Origin of the sequence: Streptomyces peucetius, assembly GCF_025854275.1 — a bacterium.
GTDB lineage: Bacteria > Actinomycetota > Actinomycetes > Streptomycetales > Streptomycetaceae > Streptomyces > Streptomyces peucetius_A.
This window is the reverse complement of the sequence record NZ_CP107567.1, coordinates 1,375,578-1,393,040: the sequence shown is the minus strand read 5'-3', so window position 1 is coordinate 1,393,040 and position 17,463 is coordinate 1,375,578. Positions and strand designations below refer to the sequence as shown.

The 17,463-nt window shown below is 71.5% G+C and carries 17 protein-coding genes and 7 tRNA genes; 13 read left to right on the top strand and 11 right to left on the bottom strand.

Annotated features, from left to right (window positions below; all coding sequences use genetic code 11):
• Positions 1-53: 53 nt before the first annotated feature.
• The 5 genes from OGH68_RS06405 to OGH68_RS06385 all read right to left on the bottom strand — a co-directional run bounded on the left by OGH68_RS06405 (position 54) and on the right by OGH68_RS06385 (position 521).
• Positions 54-128, bottom strand: a tRNA-Val gene (locus OGH68_RS06405).
• A gap of 43 nt (positions 129-171) precedes the next feature.
• Positions 172-243 (bottom strand) — tRNA-Val (locus tag OGH68_RS06400).
• Between the two features lie 20 nt (positions 244-263).
• Positions 264-335, bottom strand: a tRNA-Val gene (locus OGH68_RS06395).
• Between the two features lies 1 nt (position 336).
• Positions 337-410, bottom strand: a tRNA-Cys gene (locus tag OGH68_RS06390).
• Between the two features lie 38 nt (positions 411-448).
• Positions 449-521: transfer RNA gene (locus tag OGH68_RS06385), tRNA-Gly, on the bottom strand.
• Positions 522-710: 189 nt separating this feature from the next.
• Between OGH68_RS06385 and OGH68_RS06380 the strand changes: the two genes are divergently transcribed.
• From OGH68_RS06380 to OGH68_RS06370, 3 genes are all read left to right on the top strand, one after another.
• The gene (locus tag OGH68_RS06380) at positions 711-1,760 is read left to right on the top strand and encodes a chorismate-binding protein (protein ID WP_264242337.1); all 1,050 of its coding nucleotides are present in this window, start codon (positions 711-713) and stop codon (positions 1,758-1,760) included.
• Positions 1,757-2,587, top strand: a complete 831-nt coding sequence (locus OGH68_RS06375; protein WP_264242336.1) for an aminotransferase class IV — start codon at positions 1,757-1,759, stop codon at positions 2,585-2,587. Before OGH68_RS06380 ends, OGH68_RS06375 begins: the two co-directional genes overlap by 4 nt.
• 63 nt (positions 2,588-2,650) lie before the next feature.
• On the top strand, positions 2,651-3,490 hold the full coding sequence (locus tag OGH68_RS06370; protein WP_264242335.1) for a GNAT family N-acetyltransferase: 840 nt from the start codon (positions 2,651-2,653) through the stop codon (positions 3,488-3,490).
• A gap of 6 nt (positions 3,491-3,496) precedes the next feature.
• Here the strand turns inward: OGH68_RS06370 and OGH68_RS06365 are convergent, their stop codons facing one another.
• The gene (locus OGH68_RS06365; protein WP_264242334.1) at positions 3,497-4,009 is read right to left on the bottom strand and encodes a DsbA family protein; all 513 of its coding nucleotides are present in this window, start codon (positions 4,007-4,009) and stop codon (positions 3,497-3,499) included.
• Positions 4,010-4,185: 176 nt separating this feature from the next.
• Between OGH68_RS06365 and OGH68_RS06360 the strand changes: the two genes are divergently transcribed.
• Together OGH68_RS06360 and OGH68_RS06355 are read left to right on the top strand one after the other, a co-directional pair.
• A complete protein-coding gene (locus OGH68_RS06360) occupies positions 4,186-4,656 on the top strand; it encodes a hypothetical protein (RefSeq protein WP_264242333.1) in 471 nt (156 codons plus the stop codon).
• 116 nt (positions 4,657-4,772) lie between these two features.
• A complete protein-coding gene (locus tag OGH68_RS06355) occupies positions 4,773-4,925 on the top strand; it encodes a hypothetical protein (RefSeq protein WP_189884660.1) in 153 nt (50 codons plus the stop codon).
• A gap of 20 nt (positions 4,926-4,945) precedes the next feature.
• Here the strand turns inward: OGH68_RS06355 and OGH68_RS06350 are convergent, their stop codons facing one another.
• Positions 4,946-5,503 carry a CGNR zinc finger domain-containing protein gene (locus OGH68_RS06350; protein ID WP_264242331.1) on the bottom strand — a complete coding sequence of 186 codons (558 nt, stop codon included), beginning with the start codon at positions 5,501-5,503 and terminating at the stop codon, positions 4,946-4,948.
• Positions 5,504-5,705: 202 nt separating this feature from the next.
• A complete protein-coding gene (locus tag OGH68_RS06345; protein ID WP_264242330.1) occupies positions 5,706-6,119 on the bottom strand; it encodes an SsgA family sporulation/cell division regulator in 414 nt (137 codons plus the stop codon).
• Positions 6,120-6,329: 210 nt separating this feature from the next.
• Between OGH68_RS06345 and OGH68_RS06340 the strand changes: the two genes are divergently transcribed.
• Together OGH68_RS06340 and OGH68_RS06335 are read left to right on the top strand one after the other, a co-directional pair.
• Positions 6,330-6,818 carry a TIGR02611 family protein gene (locus tag OGH68_RS06340; RefSeq protein WP_264242329.1) on the top strand — a complete coding sequence of 163 codons (489 nt, stop codon included), beginning with the start codon at positions 6,330-6,332 and terminating at the stop codon, positions 6,816-6,818.
• 81 nt (positions 6,819-6,899) lie between these two features.
• Positions 6,900-6,971: transfer RNA gene (locus OGH68_RS06335), tRNA-Val, on the top strand.
• A gap of 71 nt (positions 6,972-7,042) precedes the next feature.
• On the opposite strand, the gene OGH68_RS06330 is transcribed toward OGH68_RS06335, so the two are convergent.
• Entirely contained in the window at positions 7,043-9,559 is a 2,517-nt protein-coding gene (locus tag OGH68_RS06330; protein ID WP_264242328.1) for an SCO7613 C-terminal domain-containing membrane protein, read from the bottom strand.
• 92 nt (positions 9,560-9,651) lie between these two features.
• On the opposite strand from OGH68_RS06330, the gene OGH68_RS06325 reads away from it, so the two are divergent.
• Together OGH68_RS06325 and OGH68_RS06320 are read left to right on the top strand one after the other, a co-directional pair.
• Positions 9,652-10,098: an SRPBCC family protein gene (locus tag OGH68_RS06325; protein WP_264242327.1), complete on the top strand. Its 447-nt coding sequence runs from the start codon at positions 9,652-9,654 to the stop codon at positions 10,096-10,098.
• Between the two features lie 39 nt (positions 10,099-10,137).
• A tRNA-Val gene (locus OGH68_RS06320) sits at positions 10,138-10,209 on the top strand.
• Positions 10,210-10,264: 55 nt separating this feature from the next.
• Here OGH68_RS06320 and OGH68_RS06315 read toward each other — a convergent pair.
• Positions 10,265-10,990, bottom strand: a complete 726-nt coding sequence (locus OGH68_RS06315; RefSeq protein WP_264242326.1) for a 3'-5' exonuclease — start codon at positions 10,988-10,990, stop codon at positions 10,265-10,267.
• A gap of 121 nt (positions 10,991-11,111) precedes the next feature.
• On the opposite strand from OGH68_RS06315, the gene OGH68_RS06310 reads away from it, so the two are divergent.
• From OGH68_RS06310 to OGH68_RS06295, 4 genes are all read left to right on the top strand, one after another.
• A complete protein-coding gene (locus OGH68_RS06310) occupies positions 11,112-11,678 on the top strand; it encodes a DUF4365 domain-containing protein (RefSeq protein WP_264242325.1) in 567 nt (188 codons plus the stop codon).
• Positions 11,678-12,910: a hypothetical protein gene (locus tag OGH68_RS06305; protein ID WP_264242324.1), complete on the top strand. Its 1,233-nt coding sequence runs from the start codon at positions 11,678-11,680 to the stop codon at positions 12,908-12,910. Before OGH68_RS06310 ends, OGH68_RS06305 begins: the two co-directional genes overlap by 1 nt.
• A 104-nt stretch (positions 12,911-13,014) precedes the next feature.
• Positions 13,015-14,988 (top strand): threonine--tRNA ligase, encoded by a 1,974-nt coding sequence (gene thrS, locus OGH68_RS06300; RefSeq protein ID WP_264242323.1) that lies wholly within the window; start codon positions 13,015-13,017, stop codon positions 14,986-14,988.
• Positions 14,989-15,070: 82 nt separating this feature from the next.
• Positions 15,071-15,634, top strand: a complete 564-nt coding sequence (locus OGH68_RS06295) for an HIT family protein (RefSeq protein ID WP_264242322.1) — start codon at positions 15,071-15,073, stop codon at positions 15,632-15,634.
• A gap of 3 nt (positions 15,635-15,637) precedes the next feature.
• Here OGH68_RS06295 and OGH68_RS06290 read toward each other — a convergent pair whose 3' ends face one another.
• Positions 15,638-17,293 carry a hypothetical protein gene (locus OGH68_RS06290; protein ID WP_413470943.1) on the bottom strand — a complete coding sequence of 552 codons (1,656 nt, stop codon included), beginning with the start codon at positions 17,291-17,293 and terminating at the stop codon, positions 15,638-15,640.
• Positions 17,294-17,463: the final 170 nt, after the last annotated feature.

Genomic DNA, 17,463 nt, shown 5'->3' with positions numbered 1-17,463 from the left:
CGGGGGGAGCATGACGAAGCCCCCGGTCGTTCTCGACGACCGGGGGCTTCGGCTGGTGCGCGATACTGGGATTGAACCAGTGACCTCTTCCGTGTCAGGGAAGCGCTCTCCCGCTGAGCTAATCGCGCAGGGCGGCAGGGCCGTCAAAGCCCCGCTTCACTGCGTACAGCGTGCGCGATACTGGGATTGAACCAGTGACCTCTTCCGTGTCAGGGAAGCGCTCTCCCGCTGAGCTAATCGCGCTCGGGTCCTCGCGGACCCAGTGGACGATACTGGGATTGAACCAGTGACCTCTTCCGTGTCAGGGAAGCGCTCTCCCGCTGAGCTAATCGTCCTTGGAGGTGGAGACGGGATTTGAACCCGTGTAGACGGCTTTGCAGGCCGTTGCCTCGCCTCTCGGCCACTCCACCCGGAGTGCGGGGGGTCGGGAAGATCCCCCACTTTCTCGAGCGGACGACGAGATTCGAACTCGCGACCCTCACCTTGGCAAGGTGATGCTCTACCAACTGAGCCACGTCCGCTTGTCGTTTCCGTTCCGCTTGCGCGTCCCGGCGACGTGTTGAACTCTAGCGGATTCCCGGGCCAGTACAAAAACGCGTTTGTGCAGCTTGCCGCCATGTGTTCGCGTCGTGGCAGCTCACCGGCAGCTCGCGAGTGGCTCACCCGCCGCCCGTCCGCACCCGATCCGTGCCGGTCATACACTCGCAGACGTGCACGACCTCGCTCCTCTGGCCCGCTTCGGCTCCCTCGTCGCCACCGACCTCAGGGACGTCACCAGCGACCCCGCGGCCCTCGACTCCACCGGCTTCTGGGCGGTCGTGGCCGACTTCGAGGGCCGTCTGACCTGCGCCCGCTTCGCTGATGTCCGCAGTGAGCCGGTTCCCGAGCCCGTCCCGGGACGCTGGCGGGGGCCCACGGCCGAGGACTGGACGTCCTCGCTCGACCGTGCCGCCTACACCGCCGGCGTGCGGCGTGTCCGGGAACACATCGCGGCCGGCGAGGTCTACCAGGCCAACCTGTGCCGGGTGCTGTCCGCGCCGCTGCCCGAACCGGACGCGGCGGACGTCGACGAGCTGACCGCCCTGCTGGCACGCGGCAACCCGGCCCCGTACGCAGGAACGGTTCGGCTGCCCGCGCACGGCGTGGAGATCGCGACCGCCTCGCCGGAGCTGTATCTGCGCCGCGCGGGCCGCACCGTCGAGTCCGGGCCCATCAAGGGGACGGGCCGCACCGCCGACGATCTCCTGGAGAAGGACCACGCGGAGAACGTCATGATCGTGGACCTGGTCCGCAACGACCTGGGCCGGGTCTGCGCCACCGGCAGCGTCACCGTGCCCGCCCTCTGCGCGATCGAGCCCCACCCCGGACTCGTGCACCTGGTCTCGACGGTCCGTGGCGAGCTGGCGCCGGAAGCGGGCTGGGGCGAGCTGCTCGCGGCCACGTTCCCGCCGGGGTCGGTCACCGGCGCCCCCAAGTCCAGCGCTCTGAAGATCATCGAGGCGCTGGAGACCACACCCCGCGGGCCGTACTGCGGAGGCATCGGCTGGGTCGACGCCGACCGGGGCACCGCCGAGCTGGCCGTCGGCATACGCACCTTCTGGATCGACCGCCGGGAGAACCTCCTGCGGTTCGGCACCGGTGCGGGCATCACCTGGGGCTCCGACCCGGAGCGCGAGTGGGCCGAGACAGAACTGAAGGCATCGCGGCTGCTGGCGGTAGCGTCGGGCGCGTACGCGGCGATCGGAAGGACAGCGCGATGAAGGTTTGGGTAGGCGGCGGGCTCTCGGAGCTCGAGAACGCCCGGGTGTCCGTGCTCGACCACGGCATGACCGTGGGCGACGGCATCTTCGAGACCGTGAAGGCCGTCCACGGCCGGCCCTTCGCCCTCACCCGCCATCTGGAACGCCTCACCCGCTCCGCCGAGGGGCTCGGACTGCCGGAACCCGATCTCGACGAGGTCCGCCGCGCCTGTGCCGCCGTGCTGGCCGCCAACCCGATGCCGCTCGGCCGGCTGCGCATCACCTACACCGGAGGGCTCTCGCCCCTCGGCTCGGACCGGGGCGCCGACGGCCCGACCCTGATCGTCGCGGTCGGCGAGACCGCCCGCCGCCCCGACACCACGTCGGTCGTCACGGTCCCCTGGACCCGCAACGAACGCGGCGCGCTGACCGGCCTGAAGACCACCTCCTACGCCGAGAACGTGGTCGCGCTCGCGAGGGCCCACCAGCACGGCGCCTCCGAGGCCCTGTTCGCCAACACCGTGGGGCAGCTCTGCGAGGGCACCGGCTCGAACGTCTTCGTCGTCCTCGACGGTGAGCTGCACACCCCGACCCTGGCCTCCGGCTGTCTCGCGGGCATCACCCGCGCCCTGACCGTCGAATGGACGGGCGCCAAGGAGACGGACCTGCCCTTCGAGGTGCTCGACAGCGCCGAGGAGATCTTCCTGACCTCCACGCTCCGCGACGTCCAGGCGGTCGTACGCCTCGACGGGCGCGGTATCGGCGAGGGCCCCGGGCCGGTGACGACGAAGGCGATGCGCGTCTTCGAGGAGCGCTCGGCGGCGGATCCAAACCCGAAGTCCGTCTGACCGAACCGTGATCGGGAGGAAAACCGGGTGTCGGAGGGCCGCCGCCCAGGTAGAAACTCCTCGATGACGACAACCCTGCGGCCCACCGGGCCGATCCAGCGCGACGAGTCGGGCGCCACCTCCCGTACCTACGACGTGTGCGTGAACGGCCGACCCGTCGGCGCCGTCGAGCTCGCCGCCGACCCCGGGGCGGGCCGGCCCGTCGGGTACATACGGTCGCTGCGCATCGACGACGCCGACCGCCGTCGGGGCCGCGGCACCGTCGCGGCTCTCGCGGCCGAGGAGGTGCTGCGCGGCTGGGACTGCACCGAGGTCCGCGCGGCCGTACCCGCCGACGCGGACCCCGCACTGCGCCTGGCCCGCGCCCTCGGCTACACGGAACGCGGCCGCAACATGATCAAGGAGGTGGCCGCGCCGCCGCCCTCACTGCCCGAGCACGTCGAGGGCCGCCCCATGACCGAGACGGAGTTCGGCCACTGGCGCGCCCAGGCGGTACGGCACTTCGCCCGCGACTGGATCTCCGGCGGCGTGCCCGAGGACGAGGCCCTCGCCCGCTCGGAGGCCGTCCACGCGCGCCTCCTCCCGGGCGGCCTCGCGACGCCGGGCGCCCACCTCCACATACTCCTCGCCGACAGCACCCCGGTCGGCCACGTCTGGCTCTCCGAGCGCGAGGTGCGCCCCGGCGAGGACGGGGCGTACGTCTTCGACGTCGAGGTGGCCGAGGCGTTCCGGCGGCGGGGTCACGGACGGGCTCTGATGCTGCTCGCCGAACGGATCGCGGCCGGGGCCGGTCAGCGGCTGATCGCGCTGCACGTCTTCGAGGGCAATGAGCCCGCACGCACCCTCTACGAGTCCCTCGGCTACCGCACGACCCACCGCAACCTCGTCAAGCGGCTCCTCTGAGGAGGCTCACTGCCCGGCCAGCAGCCGGTCGGCGATCTCCTCGATGCGGGCGCGCAGCCCTTCCTGGCTCTTGCCGCCGTCCAGACGCTCGGTGCCGATGACGTACGTCGGCGTGCCGGTCACGCCGATGGCCTTGCCCTCCGCCTGGTCGGCATCGACGATCAGAATGTGCCGGCCGTCGACCAGGGCGGTGTCGAACTCCTCGGCGTCCAGGCCTAGTTCGCGCGCGATGTCCAGCAGCAGGGGCTCGCCCCTGACGGCCAGCTCCTCGGTGCGCGCCAGCACCGCCTCCACGTACGGCCACGCCTGGCCCTGGGCCGCCGCCTCCTCCGCGGCCTGCGCCGCGGTGAACGCGTACTTGTGCTTGTCGAGGGGGAAGTGCCGCAGTCGCAGTTCCAGCCGGTCGCCGTAGCGGGCCCGGAGGGCCCGCAGGTCCTCCAGGGCGCTGTGACAGTCGGAGCACTGGAGCTCGCACCAGACGTCGAGGACGACGGGGGAGCCGGTCGAGGAGTCGCTCATGCCGCCAGTCTCCCAGCCCGGCGGCCGCCGCCCCAACCGGGACCTGGGGCGGAGGCCGCCCCGGAGATCTCCCCCAGATGTGACCGGCCCCGCCCCGGACCGTGGCCCCGGACCCCCTCGGCGGTGCAGGATGGAAGGGACACAAGCGCTCAAGCCGCCTATGCCTGGAGGACCGGATGCTTGCCGAGACCATTTGTTCCGCGGTGTCCGCGGCGGGCCTGGGCATCGCCGCGATCACGGCGTACCGCAGGCGCTTCCTCGCCGCGGCGCGTATCGCGGCCTACTCCCTGGTGCCCGTCGGCCTGGTGATGACCGGAGCCGTCGACTGGGCCGTCAGCACGGCCTTCAGCCCGACCGCCTGGGTCGGCTTCGGTCTCCTCGGTGGCGCATGGCTGCTGTTCATCACCACCCGGGCCGTCGAGCGGCGCCGAGCGGGCGGCTCCCGGAAGGAACGCAAGGCGGCTGCCGCGGCGGCCCGCGGGGACACCGTCGAACCCGCCGCCTCCCGGCCCTCGCTGGGCGGCTCCGCCCCGGCCGCCGAAGCACCCAAGGCCGCCGAAGCATCCAAGGCCGCCCGGCCCAAGGCGTCCGCGGCGGACGACGACTTCAGCGACATCGAGGCGATCCTCAAGAAGCACGGCATCTGACGCCCGCCGGCCGGGGACCCCGTCCGGCGCCGCGCCACGGGATGTGATGAACAACCCTGCCCATGGGGCGTGTTGGTCGATCACCGGGGTCCGGGCTGCGTCATCATCACCCCGAGATGCTCGATACCTCGCGGGGTCGTCCCCCCGCACCGACCCAGGAGCCGCGCGGTTGCCTCTTCGCGCTCTCCCAGCCGCCCCTGATGATCTTCCTCGGGGTGATCGGCGTCCTGCTGCTCATGGCGGCCGTCCACGATCTCTTCTGGCTGTGAGGCCGCGACGAGGTGCCCCCTCAGCCCGCGGCCTCCCGGCGGCGCGCCCGGTATGCGGCGACATGCAGACGGTTGCCGCAGGTGCGGCTGTCGCAGTAGCGACGTGACCGGTTGCGTGACAGGTCCACGAACGCGCGCCCGCAGTCCGGCGCGTCACAGCGCCGCAGCCGCTCCTGCTCACCGGCGACGACGATGAACGCCAGCGCCATCCCGCAGTCCGCCGCGAGATGGTCCGCCACCGAGGCGCCCGGTGCGAAGTAGTGGACATGCCAATGGTGACCGTCGTGGTCCGTGAGCTGCGGAGTCGTACCGGCCGCCGCCACCAGCCGGTTGATCGTCTCCGCGGCGCTCCTGCTGTCGGGCGCCGCGAACACCTCCGCGAACAGCGCGCGGATGCCGTGCACCGCCCTGAGATCCCGCTGGGTCAGTTCCCCCACGCCGCTGACCGAGTGCTTCCGTACGAAGTCGTAGAGCGCTTCGACATTCGCCAGATCGTCGTCCTGGCCGCTCTCCGGTGCGGTGTTCATCAGGTCGACGACGGTGTCGAGGGCGCTACGGGTGTCGTGGGGGATCAGCACGTAATTCGCTCCCTGGCCGGATGCGGGCCGGTGCCCGCCGAATTGCGCTGACTCTAGCGGTTCGTGCCGAGAGCGCACCGGCGCCGCCGCCGCGGTGGATTCCGCGACGACGGCGCCGGTGTTCGCCGTATGAGGTTGTCCGCGCGGCGCCGTCTCCCCGAGACGGACGGCGCCGTGCGGCTTTCGGCCGGCCGGACTGGAGTCAGTTCTCGGCCAGAATGTGCGACAGCTCCGTGTCGAGATCGAAGTGCCGATGCTCGGTGCCCGGAGGCACCGCGGCGTCCGTCCGCTTGAGGAACGCTTCCAGGGCCCGCGCCGGGGCCTCGAGCAGTGCCTCGCCCTCCGGGGAGCTCAGCGCGATGCAGACGACGCCCTGGCCATGGCTGCGTGACGGCCAGACGCGTACGTCGCCCGTGCCGGTGGGCCTGTGCAGGCCCTCGGCGAGAAGGTCGCGGGCGAAGACCCACTCGACCGTCTCTTCGGCTCCGGTGTGGAAGGTGGCGTGCACGGCATAAGGATCGGCCGTGTCATACCGCAGGCCCGCGGGTACAGGCAGTGAGGACTCGCTCGATACAACGAGGCGCAGGTGCAGCTCGCAGCTGACCGTGGTGTTCATAAGCGCCAGGGCCTTTCGCTCAGTGTGCGCTCGGGGATTCGCACGTCGGCGAAATCGACATGCCACCTGGGGTGCCGTTGTAAACCCCTCTGACCGTTTTGGGATCCTTCAGGTCGCTCGTACGGCGGTGCATTACTTTGCGTTGTACGGCCATTCCGGTGACCCGGTTCGATCCGGGGTGATCGAGTTCGATCCGGTAGCTTTGGACGTATGAAAGCGCAGAGTGACGAGCGGGGCGAGCACGCCGCAGCGACGGCGGACCGCCCCGTGACGGGGGACGTGACGGCGGGGACGGCGGAGCCGGTCCCGGAGGCCGCGAAGGAGGAACCGGAGCTCGGCTCCAGGGCACCGCACTTCATCAAGCGATCCAAGCCACTGCATGTGAGCTGGCAGGTCGGCGTCTTCATCGTCGGCCTCGCCGTCGTCGCCGCCGGCGTCTCGATGCTGGTGCTGCCCGGACCCGGCTGGGTCGTGATCTTCGGCGGCATGGCGATCTGGGCGACCGAGTTCGTCTGGGCCCAGCTGGTCCTGCGCTGGACCAAGCGCAAGGTCACCGAGGCGGCTCAGCGCGCCCTCGATCCCAAGGTCCGGCGTCGCAACATCATCCTCACCACGATCGGCCTCGTCATCGTCGCGGTGCTCTGCGGCATCTACCTCTGGAAGTTCGGCCTCGCCATGCCGTGGAAGCTCGACCAGTGACCGGAGGACGGTCCGGGGCTGCCTTGCCCCGGACCGCGGCCTGGAGCACCTCCGACATGCGGTAATGTTTGCGGTGCGCCCGGGCGATTAGCTCAGTGGGAGAGCGCTTCGTTCACACCGAAGAGGTCACTGGTTCGAACCCAGTATCGCCCACCCGGACCGAAGCCCCGGAGACTTGGAAGTCTCCGGGGCTTCGTCGTCGGCGCGTCCGCCGACCCTTCCCGTCACCGCATCCGGCTCAGGTGGTCCCGCAGCCTGCGGGCGTCATGCAGACGCTGCTCGTACGTCGCCCCGACCGCGAGCAGCAGCAGGCCGGCGAACGCCGGCGGGAGCCAGCGGGGCAGCGCCCCGACGACCTGCACCACGTACGGCGCCAGCTCGTGCAGCGCGACCAGCGCCAGCACCGCGCCGCCGAGCACCAGCAGCGCCTGCAGCCGCCACCTCGCCCCCACCAGGGTGACCGTCAGCGCCGCGAGTCCCAGCAGCAGCGGACGCAGCCAGTGCTCGTCGCCCCAGGCGGCGACGAGGCTCGGCACGAGGGTCGCCGCCAGGCCCGGCCCGTACGCCGTCCACGACGACGACTGCGCGTCCCGGCGGCGCCGCAGCACACCGACGGCCAGCGCCGGGACGGTGACCGGCAGCGTGTACGCCTCAGGGGACGCGACGTCCGAGGCGGCCAGCCGCACCCACGTCGCCGCCACGAACAGGACCGCCGCGACCACGCCGGCGACCGGACGCCGCTCCGGGCGGACGGCCGTACCCGCGGCGATCACCCCGGCCAGCGCGAGGACCAGCGCCAGCGTCGGCGCATCGCCCGCCGCGAGCGGCAGCGCGACGAGGCCCGCCGCCGCGCCCGTGACCTCCACGGGCAGGGCGGCCGGTCGGCGCCGCAGCACGGCGCCGACCAGCGCGGTCGCCGCCGGCACAGCCAGCAGCAGCATTGCGGCACGGTGCGGCGGCAGCTCCCAGGCCGCGGCCGACGCCCCGGCGAGGGCGGCACCGTAGAGCGTCGCCGTACAGGCGAGCAGTGCCTGGACCGGACCGCGGGTCCGCGGCGCGGCCGCCGCGAGCGCCACGACCAGAGCACCGAGCACGGCGAACGTCGCCGGCCGCGTCGCGAGGGACAGCAGCGCGACGCTCACCGATCCGCCGAGCGCACACACCAGCGCGGTGGTCGCCACGGCGCCGGCCCGGCGGGCACCGAGCACGAGCACTGCCGTCGTCAGCGCCAGCTGCCACAGGACAGCGGCGGCGTGGGCCGCACCGAGCACGAGCGGCACGACCGTCAGCGCCGCCCACACCGACACCAGAGCCCCGCAACGCGCGGCGTCCCGCAGCCGTCCGGCGGCCGGCGTCCCCGGCCCACAGGCCCCGGCAGGAGCCGGTCCGGCGGGTGCTCCCCGGTCCCCGGCCGGTTCGTCCCCGCCGGGACCCCGCGGCTTCGCAGAGGCTCCCGTCGGGCCGGGCGCGGTCGGTGAAGCGGCGGCCGGGACGTACTGACGCGCGACCGCGGCCGGCACCGCAGCGGCGATCAACAGCACGACCGGAATCGGCAGCAGATCCCTCGTCGTGGCGTCCGGATCCGGCAGGGACGACGTGCCGGACCAGACGTCGGCCAGCAGCACCGCAGGACCCGCCAGCGCCATCAGCGTCAACGGCAGCGCCGTCGCCACCGCGGCCACATGCACCGCACCGGCCGCGCCTGCCGCACCGGGCAGCAGCCGCCCCGGCAGCACGGCCCGCGCGACGCCCAGCACGGCCACCGCGCAGAGCAGGTAACCCGTGACCGCCCAGCCGTCCGGCACCACCGCGCGGATCACACCGCCGGCGCCCGCCACCACCGCCAGGACAGACAGGGCGGAGAGCCGGCCCGCCGCAGGCACCTGCCACGCGGCGAACAACGCCACCGCCGCCGCCACGACCAGCAGCACCGCCGGACCGGCGGCAGCCCCCGCACCGTCCGCCACCGACGACCGGAACACCCCCATCAGCAGAGCCCCGCCGCCCGTCACCCCGGCCCCCGCCCACGCGACCACCCGCACCGCGGCAGGCCGCGTCCACAGCACGACGGCCACGTCCAGCACGGCGGTCAGCAGCAGCGCCCACTCCATCGGCGGCGCGGCGGCATCGGCGGTCAGTGCCCACAGCGGCAACGGAAGCTGCGCGGCCGCCACAGCCGCTGGCAGCGGCGAGCGCAGGCGCGGCAGCGACACCCCGTACCCGCACCACAGGGCCGCGAGCGCCGCCGACGCCACGGCCGAGTAGCCGAGCCCGTCCGTGCCCGCGAGCACCGTACGGTGCAAGGCGTACGCGTCGAGCACCGTCAGCACCAGACCCAGCACGGCCACGGACTCCGCCGTCGCGGCCAGACCCCGGCGCAGCAGCACGGCCGGCGTGCCGAGAGCCGCGACCGTCACCGCGCCCAGGACCACCGCACGCCCCCCGATGCCCATCTCGCCCCAGCTGACGAGAGTGAAGGCGATCGCCGCGATCGCCAGCAGCACACCACCCAGCGTCAGCAGCAGGTTCTGCACACCCGGCGCCGAGGTCTCGGGCGACGCGGCCGGACCGCCGAAGCCGGCCGGCGGCGCCACCGGCGGTGCGAGTGGTGCGGCAGCAGGACGCAGCGCGGCCAGCAGCCAGGCCCGGCGGGCCAGCAACTGGCCACGCCGCGCATCCAGTTGACGCAGCTCACGATCGAGCATCGCCAGTTCCTCCGCCGGTGACGGCACGTTCTCCATGGCCGCAGTGTGGCCGCCGCCACAGTCGCCGGCATGGGTGCGGATACTCAGATCCCGCTGAGTACCGGCCCCGGGAGGCGCAGACTTGACCCATGGACTGGTGCCGCTACCGCTTCCGCAGCTCCTGGGACCTGCCCGCCGCACCGAGCCGGGTCTACGACGTGCTGTCCAGAGCCGAGGACTACCCTCGCTGGTGGCCCCAGGTGCGCGAGGTGAGACCCGCCGACGACGACTCCGGCATCGCCCGGTTCCGTTCGCTCCTCCCGTACGACCTGTGTGTCAGCGTCCGCGCACAGCGCCGCGACCCGGCGGGCGGTGTGCTGGAGATCGGGATGGCGGGGGACCTCGAGGGATGGTCGCGATGGACCCTGCGGGCAGGCGGCAGAGGCACCCGGGTGCTGTACGAGCAGGAAGTCGTCGTGCGCAAGCCCCTGATGAGACGGCTCGCGATCCCCTGCCGCCCCTTCTTCCGCGCCAACCACGCGCTGATGATGCGCGGTGGACGGCGAGGGCTGGAGGCGTACCTCGAAGCAGTTTGAACCAAGCCCGCGGATCCCTGTATGGTTCAGTCCGTTCCCGGGCGATTAGCTCAGTGGGAGAGCGCTTCGTTCACACCGAAGAGGTCACTGGTTCGAACCCAGTATCGCCCACCGGGAGAGGCCGGTCCGTCGAAGACGGACCGGCCTTGCTCATTGTCGCGGACCCTCAGGCCGCCGCCGGCAGATCGGGCCGCAGCGGCCACGCGGGATCGACCGCCTCCGGCGTACCGCTGCGCGCGAACCACGCCTGCAGCCCCCGCGCCTGCGCCGCGTGCCACACCGCCTGCAGCGTGTGCAGCTCCGCCGGGGACAACCGCTCCAGCCGGGCGTTGTAACGCCGCCCCACCGCCCGTACGACCTCCAGCGCCGCGAGCGCGTCCGCCGCCGCGTCATGGGCGCCGTCCAGCACCACCTCGTAGTGCGCGCACAGATCCGTCAGCGTCCGCCGGCCCTTGCGATAGCGGTCCAGATGCTTGTCCAGCACCCGCGGATCCAGCACACACAGCGGCGACCGGTCCAGGTAGCGGCTCAGCGACGACGCCCGATGGCGCCTCAACTCCCGGTCGAGCAGCGTCAGATCGAACGGCGCGTTCATCACCACCAGTGGCCGTGCCGCCGCGCACTGCTCCGCCAGCGCCCTCGCTATCTCCTCCATCACCGGCGCCGGCCAACGGCCGTTGCGCTGCAGATGGTCCTCCGTCAGCCCGTGCACCTCGACGGCGCCCGGCGGCACCGGCACCCCCGGATTCACCAGCCAGCGTCTGATCCTCGGCCGCCCGCCGGGCGAATCCTGGACCACGACCGCCGCCGACACGATCCGGTCCTCCTCGACGTCCACTCCGGTTGTCTCTGTGTCAAATGCGGCCAGGGGGCCGTCGAACCATTCCGTCATCCCCGAACTCCTCGCACCCGAACGGCAGATGGCGTAAGCCCCTGCCCGAATCGGTGATACCCGGGCTGTTTGCACCGTACGCGGGCCGGTGACAACACAGATGACGGGGAAGGGAATTGCCATGGCGCTCGCCCAGCCCGAGCAGGGAGGGCTGCTGCCCCAGCGGACGCCCCCGCTGCGCGGAGCACTCGCCACCACCGCCTGCATGGAGACGCTTCAGGTGGGCTATCTGCACGCCGTCGCCGCCGCCGCCGGCTGCTCGCTCTCCCAGCCGTTCCCGGACAACGGCATCGACTGGCACGTCAGCCACAGCTCGGCCGGACACACGGTCGACGACGAAGTGACCATCAAGGTGCAGCTCAAGTGCACGTACCAGATCCCGCCGCACCCACCGGGGCCCGCGTTCTCCTTCACCCTCGACAACGACCACCTGGTGAAGCTCGCCCGCACCCCCGTCTCCGTGCACAAGATCCTGGTCGTGATGCTCGTCCCCCGGACACAGGACGAATGGCTGCGGGCCGGCCACGACCGGCTCGACCTGCGGCACTGCTGCTACTGGACCAACCTCGCCGGCCAAGCGGTGACCGGCAGGCGCAGGACCACCGTGCGCATCCCGACCTCGCGGATCTTCGACGACCGGGCACTCTGCGAGATCATGACGCGTGTCGGGGCGGGAGGGAGACCCTGATGCACCGGCCCTTCGACGACCATGTGCGCCCCCATCCGAGCACCACGGAACCTTCCGGTCCCTGGCTCGGCGCGGCCGAACCCGACCCCGCCGAGGTCGACCCCGTCGTCCTCGGCGCCCTCCTCGACCGGCACGGCTGGCGCCGCCGCGGCGGTGCCGCGGGCCGCTACACCCGCTGGACACCGCCGGAACCCGCCGCCAACACCAGCCTGCTCGTCCCCGAGAGCCGGGCCTTCCCGGACTGCGAGGACCTGCTCGGCGAGGCCATCACCGCCCTGGCCCGCAGCGCCGCGCCGTCCGCCAAGGACGTCCTGGTCGGGCTCACCGTCCCCAGCGACGAGATCCGCTGGTGGCGCGACATCCCCCAGGGCGGGCCGCCCGGCACCGCCTCCTGGACCGTCCAGGAACAGCTGCGCTCGGCCGCCCGGCAGATGCTGCTCGCCGGAGCGCTGGCCGCACGCGAACGCGCCGGCTACTACGGCGCACGCCACCGCAGAGCGGCCCAGGCCCTCCTCGAAGGCGTCCTCGTCGGACCCGCGCCGGCCGGCCGCTCCCTCACCGCCTTCGTGCCCGTGCGGACCGGCCGGGCCCTCGCGGTGCGGCTGAGCCACGCCCTCCAGGCCACCAGGGAAGCCATCGACTACCAGCGCGCGACCGGCGGCACCGAGGCCTTCGACGCGGCGGTCCGGGCCGGCGTCAGCCGCGAACTGACCGAGTCCGTCATCGCCCTCGTGCGCGGCTCGGAGGGCGCCCGCATCGCGCTCGGATGGTCACCGGCCGCAGGAGTGCCGCAGGGCTGCGCCGCCCGCATGGAACCGGTCGAGTTCTCACCCGGCGACCTCCCCGCGCTGCGGGCCGCCGGCGCCCGCTACCTGCAGGACGAGCCGTCCGTGCCCGTGCGCATCACCGGCACCGTCGTCCGCATGCGGCGCTCGGGGCCGCGCGGCGCCGGCACCGTACGGCTGCGGGTCCTGACGGGCGTCGACGTCCCCCATGTCCGGGTGGCGCTCGACGAGGACGCCTACCGCACGGCCGGCCACGCCCACCTGGCGGGACTGCCGATCCGGGTGGCGGGACGGCTGGAGAGCAGGGGCGGCTTCCGCCGGCTCACTGACGCCTCCGGACTCGTGCCGGTACCCGTGGACGAGGCGGAACGCGACCGGCTGATGAAGTCGCTCCAGGAGAACGCGGACTTCTTCGAGGAACCGGGCGGGCAGGAGGCGGACGGATAGCGCGCCCGTAACCGTTTCGCGAGCGGCCTCTCCGGCTCGGTACGATTCCGAGTGCGTACGCCCCACGAATCGCGTACGCGTCCGCCTTCAGTCAGGAGAGACCGGTGTCAGACGTCCGTGTGATCATCCAACGCGATTCCGAGCGGGAAGAGCGCGTGGTGACGACGGGCACTACGGCCGCCGACCTCTTCCCCGAGCGCACCGTCGTCGCCGCCCGCGTGGCCGGGGAGCTGAAGGACCTCGCGTACGAGCTGCAGGACGGCGAGGAGGTCGAGCCCGTCGAGATCTCCTCCGAGGACGGCCTGAACATCCTGCGCCACTCCACCGCGCACGTCATGGCCCAGGCAGTGCAGGAGCTCTTCCCGGAGGCCAAGCTCGGCATCGGCCCGCCGGTCAAGGACGGCTTCTATTACGACTTCGACGTCGAGAAGCCCTTCCACCCCGATGACCTCAAGGCCATCGAGAAGCGCATGCAGGAGATCCAGAAGCGCGGCCAGCGCTTCTCGCGCCGCGTCGTCACCGACGAGGCCGCGCGCGAGGAGCTCGCGGACGAGCCGTACAAGCTGGAGCTCATCGGGCTCAAGGGCTCGGCGTCCTCGGACGACGGCGCGGACGTGGAGGTCGGCGCGGGCGAGCTGACCATCTACGACAACCTGGACGCCAAGACGGGCGAGCTGTGCTGGAAGGACCTCTGCCGCGGTCCGCACCTGCCGACCACCCGCAACATCCCGGCGTTCAAGCTGATGCGCAACGCCGCCGCGTACTGGCGCGGCAGCGAGAAGAACCCGATGCTCCAGCGCATCTACGGCACCGCGTGGCCGTCGAAGGACGAGCTGAAGGCCCACCTCGAGTTCCTCGCCGAGGCCGAGAAGCGCGACCACCGCAAGCTGGGCAACGAGCTCGACCTGTTCTCCATCCCGGACGAGATCGGCTCCGGCCTCGCCGTCTTCCACCCCAAGGGCGGCATCATCCGCCGGGTCATGGAGGACTACTCGCGCAAGCGGCACGAGGAGGAGGGCTACGAGTTCGTCTACAGCCCCCACGCGACCAAGGGCGCCCTGTTCGAGAAGTCGGGCCACCTGGACTGGTATGCCGAGGGCATGTACCCGCCCATGCAGCTCGACCAGGGCGTGGACTACTACCTCAAGCCCATGAACTGCCCGATGCACAACCTGATCTTCGACGCGCGCGGGCGGTCGTACCGCGAGTTGCCCCTGCGGCTCTTCGAGTTCGGGACCGTGTACCGGTACGAGAAGTCGGGCGTCGTGCACGGCCTGACCCGCGCCCGTGGCTTCACCCAGGACGACGCGCACATCTACTGCACCAAGGAGCAGATGGCGGACGAGCTCGACTCGACGCTCACCTTCGTGCTGAACCTGCTGCGCGACTACGGTCTGACCGACTTCTACCTGGAACTCTCCACCAAGGACGAGACGAAGTTCGTCGGCTCGGACGAGATCTGGGAGGAGGCCACCGAGACGCTGCGGCAGGTGGCAGAGAAGCAGGGTCTGCCCCTGGTCCCGGACCCGGGCGGCGCCGCCTTCTACGGGCCGAAGATCTCGGTGCAGGCACGCGATGCGATCGGCCGGACCTGGCAGATGTCGACGGTCCAGCTGGACTTCAACCTGCCGGAGCGCTTCGACCTGGAGTACACCGGTCCGGACGGGACCAAGCAGCGTCCGGTAATGATCCACCGCGCGCTGTTCGGCAGCATCGAGCGGTTCTTCGCGGTGCTGCTGGAGCACTACGCGGGTGCGATGCCGCCGTGGCTGGCGCCGGTCCAGGCGGTCGGCATCCCGATCGGCGACGCGCACGTCGAGTATCTGGAGGCCTTCGCGGCGGACGCCAAGAAGAAGGGCCTGCGGGTCGAGGTGGACTCGTCCTCGGACCGGATGCAGAAGAAGATCCGCAACCAGCAGAAGCAGAAGGTCCCGTTCATGATCATCGTCGGCGACGACGACATGAACGCCGGCACGGTCTCCTTCCGCTACCGCGACGGGTCGCAGGAGAACGGGATCCCCCGTGACCAGGCGCTGGCCAAGCTCGTTGATGTGGTCGAGTCACGCGTGCAGGTATGACGTGGTCCCCGCGTGAGCGGGGATGGACAGGGGCGGCCCTTCCCGGGCCGCCCCTCGCCGCATGCCGCCACCAGCGCCGAATATGCTGGCTCGCATGACGACAGAGCAGCCGGAGCAGCAGATCGGGGTCGGGACGCCGGACGCGTTCCAGCGACTGTGGACGCCCCATCGGATGGCGTACATCCAGGGGGAGAACAAGCCCACCGGCCCGGGTTCCGGCGACGGCTGCCCGTTCTGCACGATCCCGTCGAAGTCCGACGAGGACGGTCTGGTCGTCGCCCGCGGCGAGCGCGTCTACGCGGTTCTCAACCTCTACCCGTACAACGGCGGGCACCTCATGGTCGTCCCGTACCGCCACGTCGCCGACTACACGGAACTGGACGACGCGGAGACCGTGGAGCTCGCCACGCTGACCAAGCAGGCGATGACCGCGCTGCGTGCGGCCTCCGGTGCCCACGGATTCAATGTGGGTCTGAACCAGGGCTCGGCCGCCGGTGCCGGTATCGCCGCGCACCTGCACCAGCACATCGTGCCCCGCTGGGGCGGCGACACCAATTTCATGCCGGTCGTGGGCAACACCAAGGTGCTGCCGCAGCTGCTCGGCGACACCCGCAGGATGCTCGCCGAGCACTGGCCGAAGGGCTGACGCTCACGCGTCGTAGACGTCCGCCTTCCCCGGTGCCGGGTCCTGGATCAGGCCGCTGACGATCGACGCGCGGTTGCCGAAGCGCTCGGTGTCGACGCCGTTGTCCTCGAGGACCTTGAGCGCGGCCGTGTGCGCCACGCGCAGTACTGGTGCGGCGGCGCGCATGGCGTCGTCGGCCATGAACCGGTGGCGCCACGGCTTGTCCGCCCAGGCGTGGCGGAGGCCGAACGGCTCGGGGAGCACGAGTTTGCCGCCGAGGTAGTCGAGCAGCGGCGGGTACCAGGTGAAGGGTGCGCGGACGGCGAGGCGCACGACCTCTTTGGTGGCGACCAGGGGCAGTACCCGGTCGACGGTCTCCCAGAAGCGGATCGGCTTGCTGACGGTTTCGGTCTTGGGCTCCGGTTTCGTCGTGAACAGCGAGTGGACGGGGCCGAGGGCGTGGCCGGTGACCTCGACGCGCAGGGTCTCGTGGAGCACGGTCACGGTGATCATCATGGTGATGACCAGCTGGCCGTCCCAGAGGGTGAACTGCACGCCCAGGTAGTGGCGGTTGCCGCTGCCGAACTGCTGGTGGTTGCAGATGCGCTGTATTTCGTGGCTCTTGATCTGGAAGGTCTCGACCTCCTGGCCCTCGGGCCGGGCGACGGCGCCGGCGTTCTCGCCGACGGGGGAGACGATCCAGTGCTTGACCGAGGGGGTGGGGAAGCCGCCGGAGTTGAGGGGGCCGCGTTCCAGGAGCTTGAGCTTGTCGTGGATGGCTCGTACGACGTCCCAGCTGCGGAACTGGTTGATCTCCTTGCCGGCGTCCTTGGAGACGAGCTCTTCGGCCATCTGCCAGCTGCCCCAGCGGGTGCCCATGCCGAGTATGCCCTTGGGCCCGGCGTAGAAGACGACGTTGGAATGCTGTTCCGCGGTGAGCTTCTCGAGGCCCTGACGGAGCTGTTCGCGGGAGGCGTCGCCCGGGTTCCCCGGTACGGCCTCGGGCACCTTGGCGCCGATGCCGCCGCCGGAGAGCAGGGCGTCCCAGCGGGCGCGCATGTCCTGGGCGGAGGACTCGCAGATGCGTTTGGCGAGGAACCAGCCGAGGACGGGTGCGACGAGCATGGCGCGGACGTAGTACGCCCAGAAGCCGCCGAAGGGGAGCCGGACGAGGAAGATCACGGCGAGGATGCCGATGCCGACGAGCAGGAGGCTGCCGAGGGCTCCGGCGCCCTTGTTCTGCGAGCCGGCGAGGGTGCGGCGGAGCTGGAAGACCCCCAGCCACAGGAGCAGCCCGGGCAGGAAGAGGAGCCCGCAGACGGCCATCACGGCGGTGAGTCTGCTGTCGCGTTCCCGGCGCAGGCGGGTGGCGGCGAGGCAGTGTTCGACGACGGTCTGGGGTTCGGTGCCGAAGGACTGGATGAGGGGCTTGCGGTCGCCGCCGAGCACGCGGTTCTGCACCGCCCGGGAGAAGGCTTCTCCGAGGTTGGGTTCGAAGAGCGAGATCTTGCCGGGTTTGACCTCGGACTTGTGCCAGTCGCTGTTGGCTTTGAGGATCTCTTTGAGTTCGCTGTCCCGGTAGGCGGCCGAGGCGAGGGCGTGGGTCGCCGCGGTCTGGCCGGCCGCGCCCATGAGCGGGACCTGCGCCCCGGGCGTGAAATCGAATAGGTCGTTCGCCACTGCCGCCCCCATCGCCGCGTGTTTCACTGCGGCCTGTTCCCAACTGCCGTGCCTCGCACACCTTCTGAGCCGGCCGGCCCAGTCGGATTGCCCAGCCTATCGAGGGTGCGGCCGTCGGTTAAGGGCGCGATCCGGTCGGCCGCCCGCCCACCGCCCGTGGGGCGTGGGGT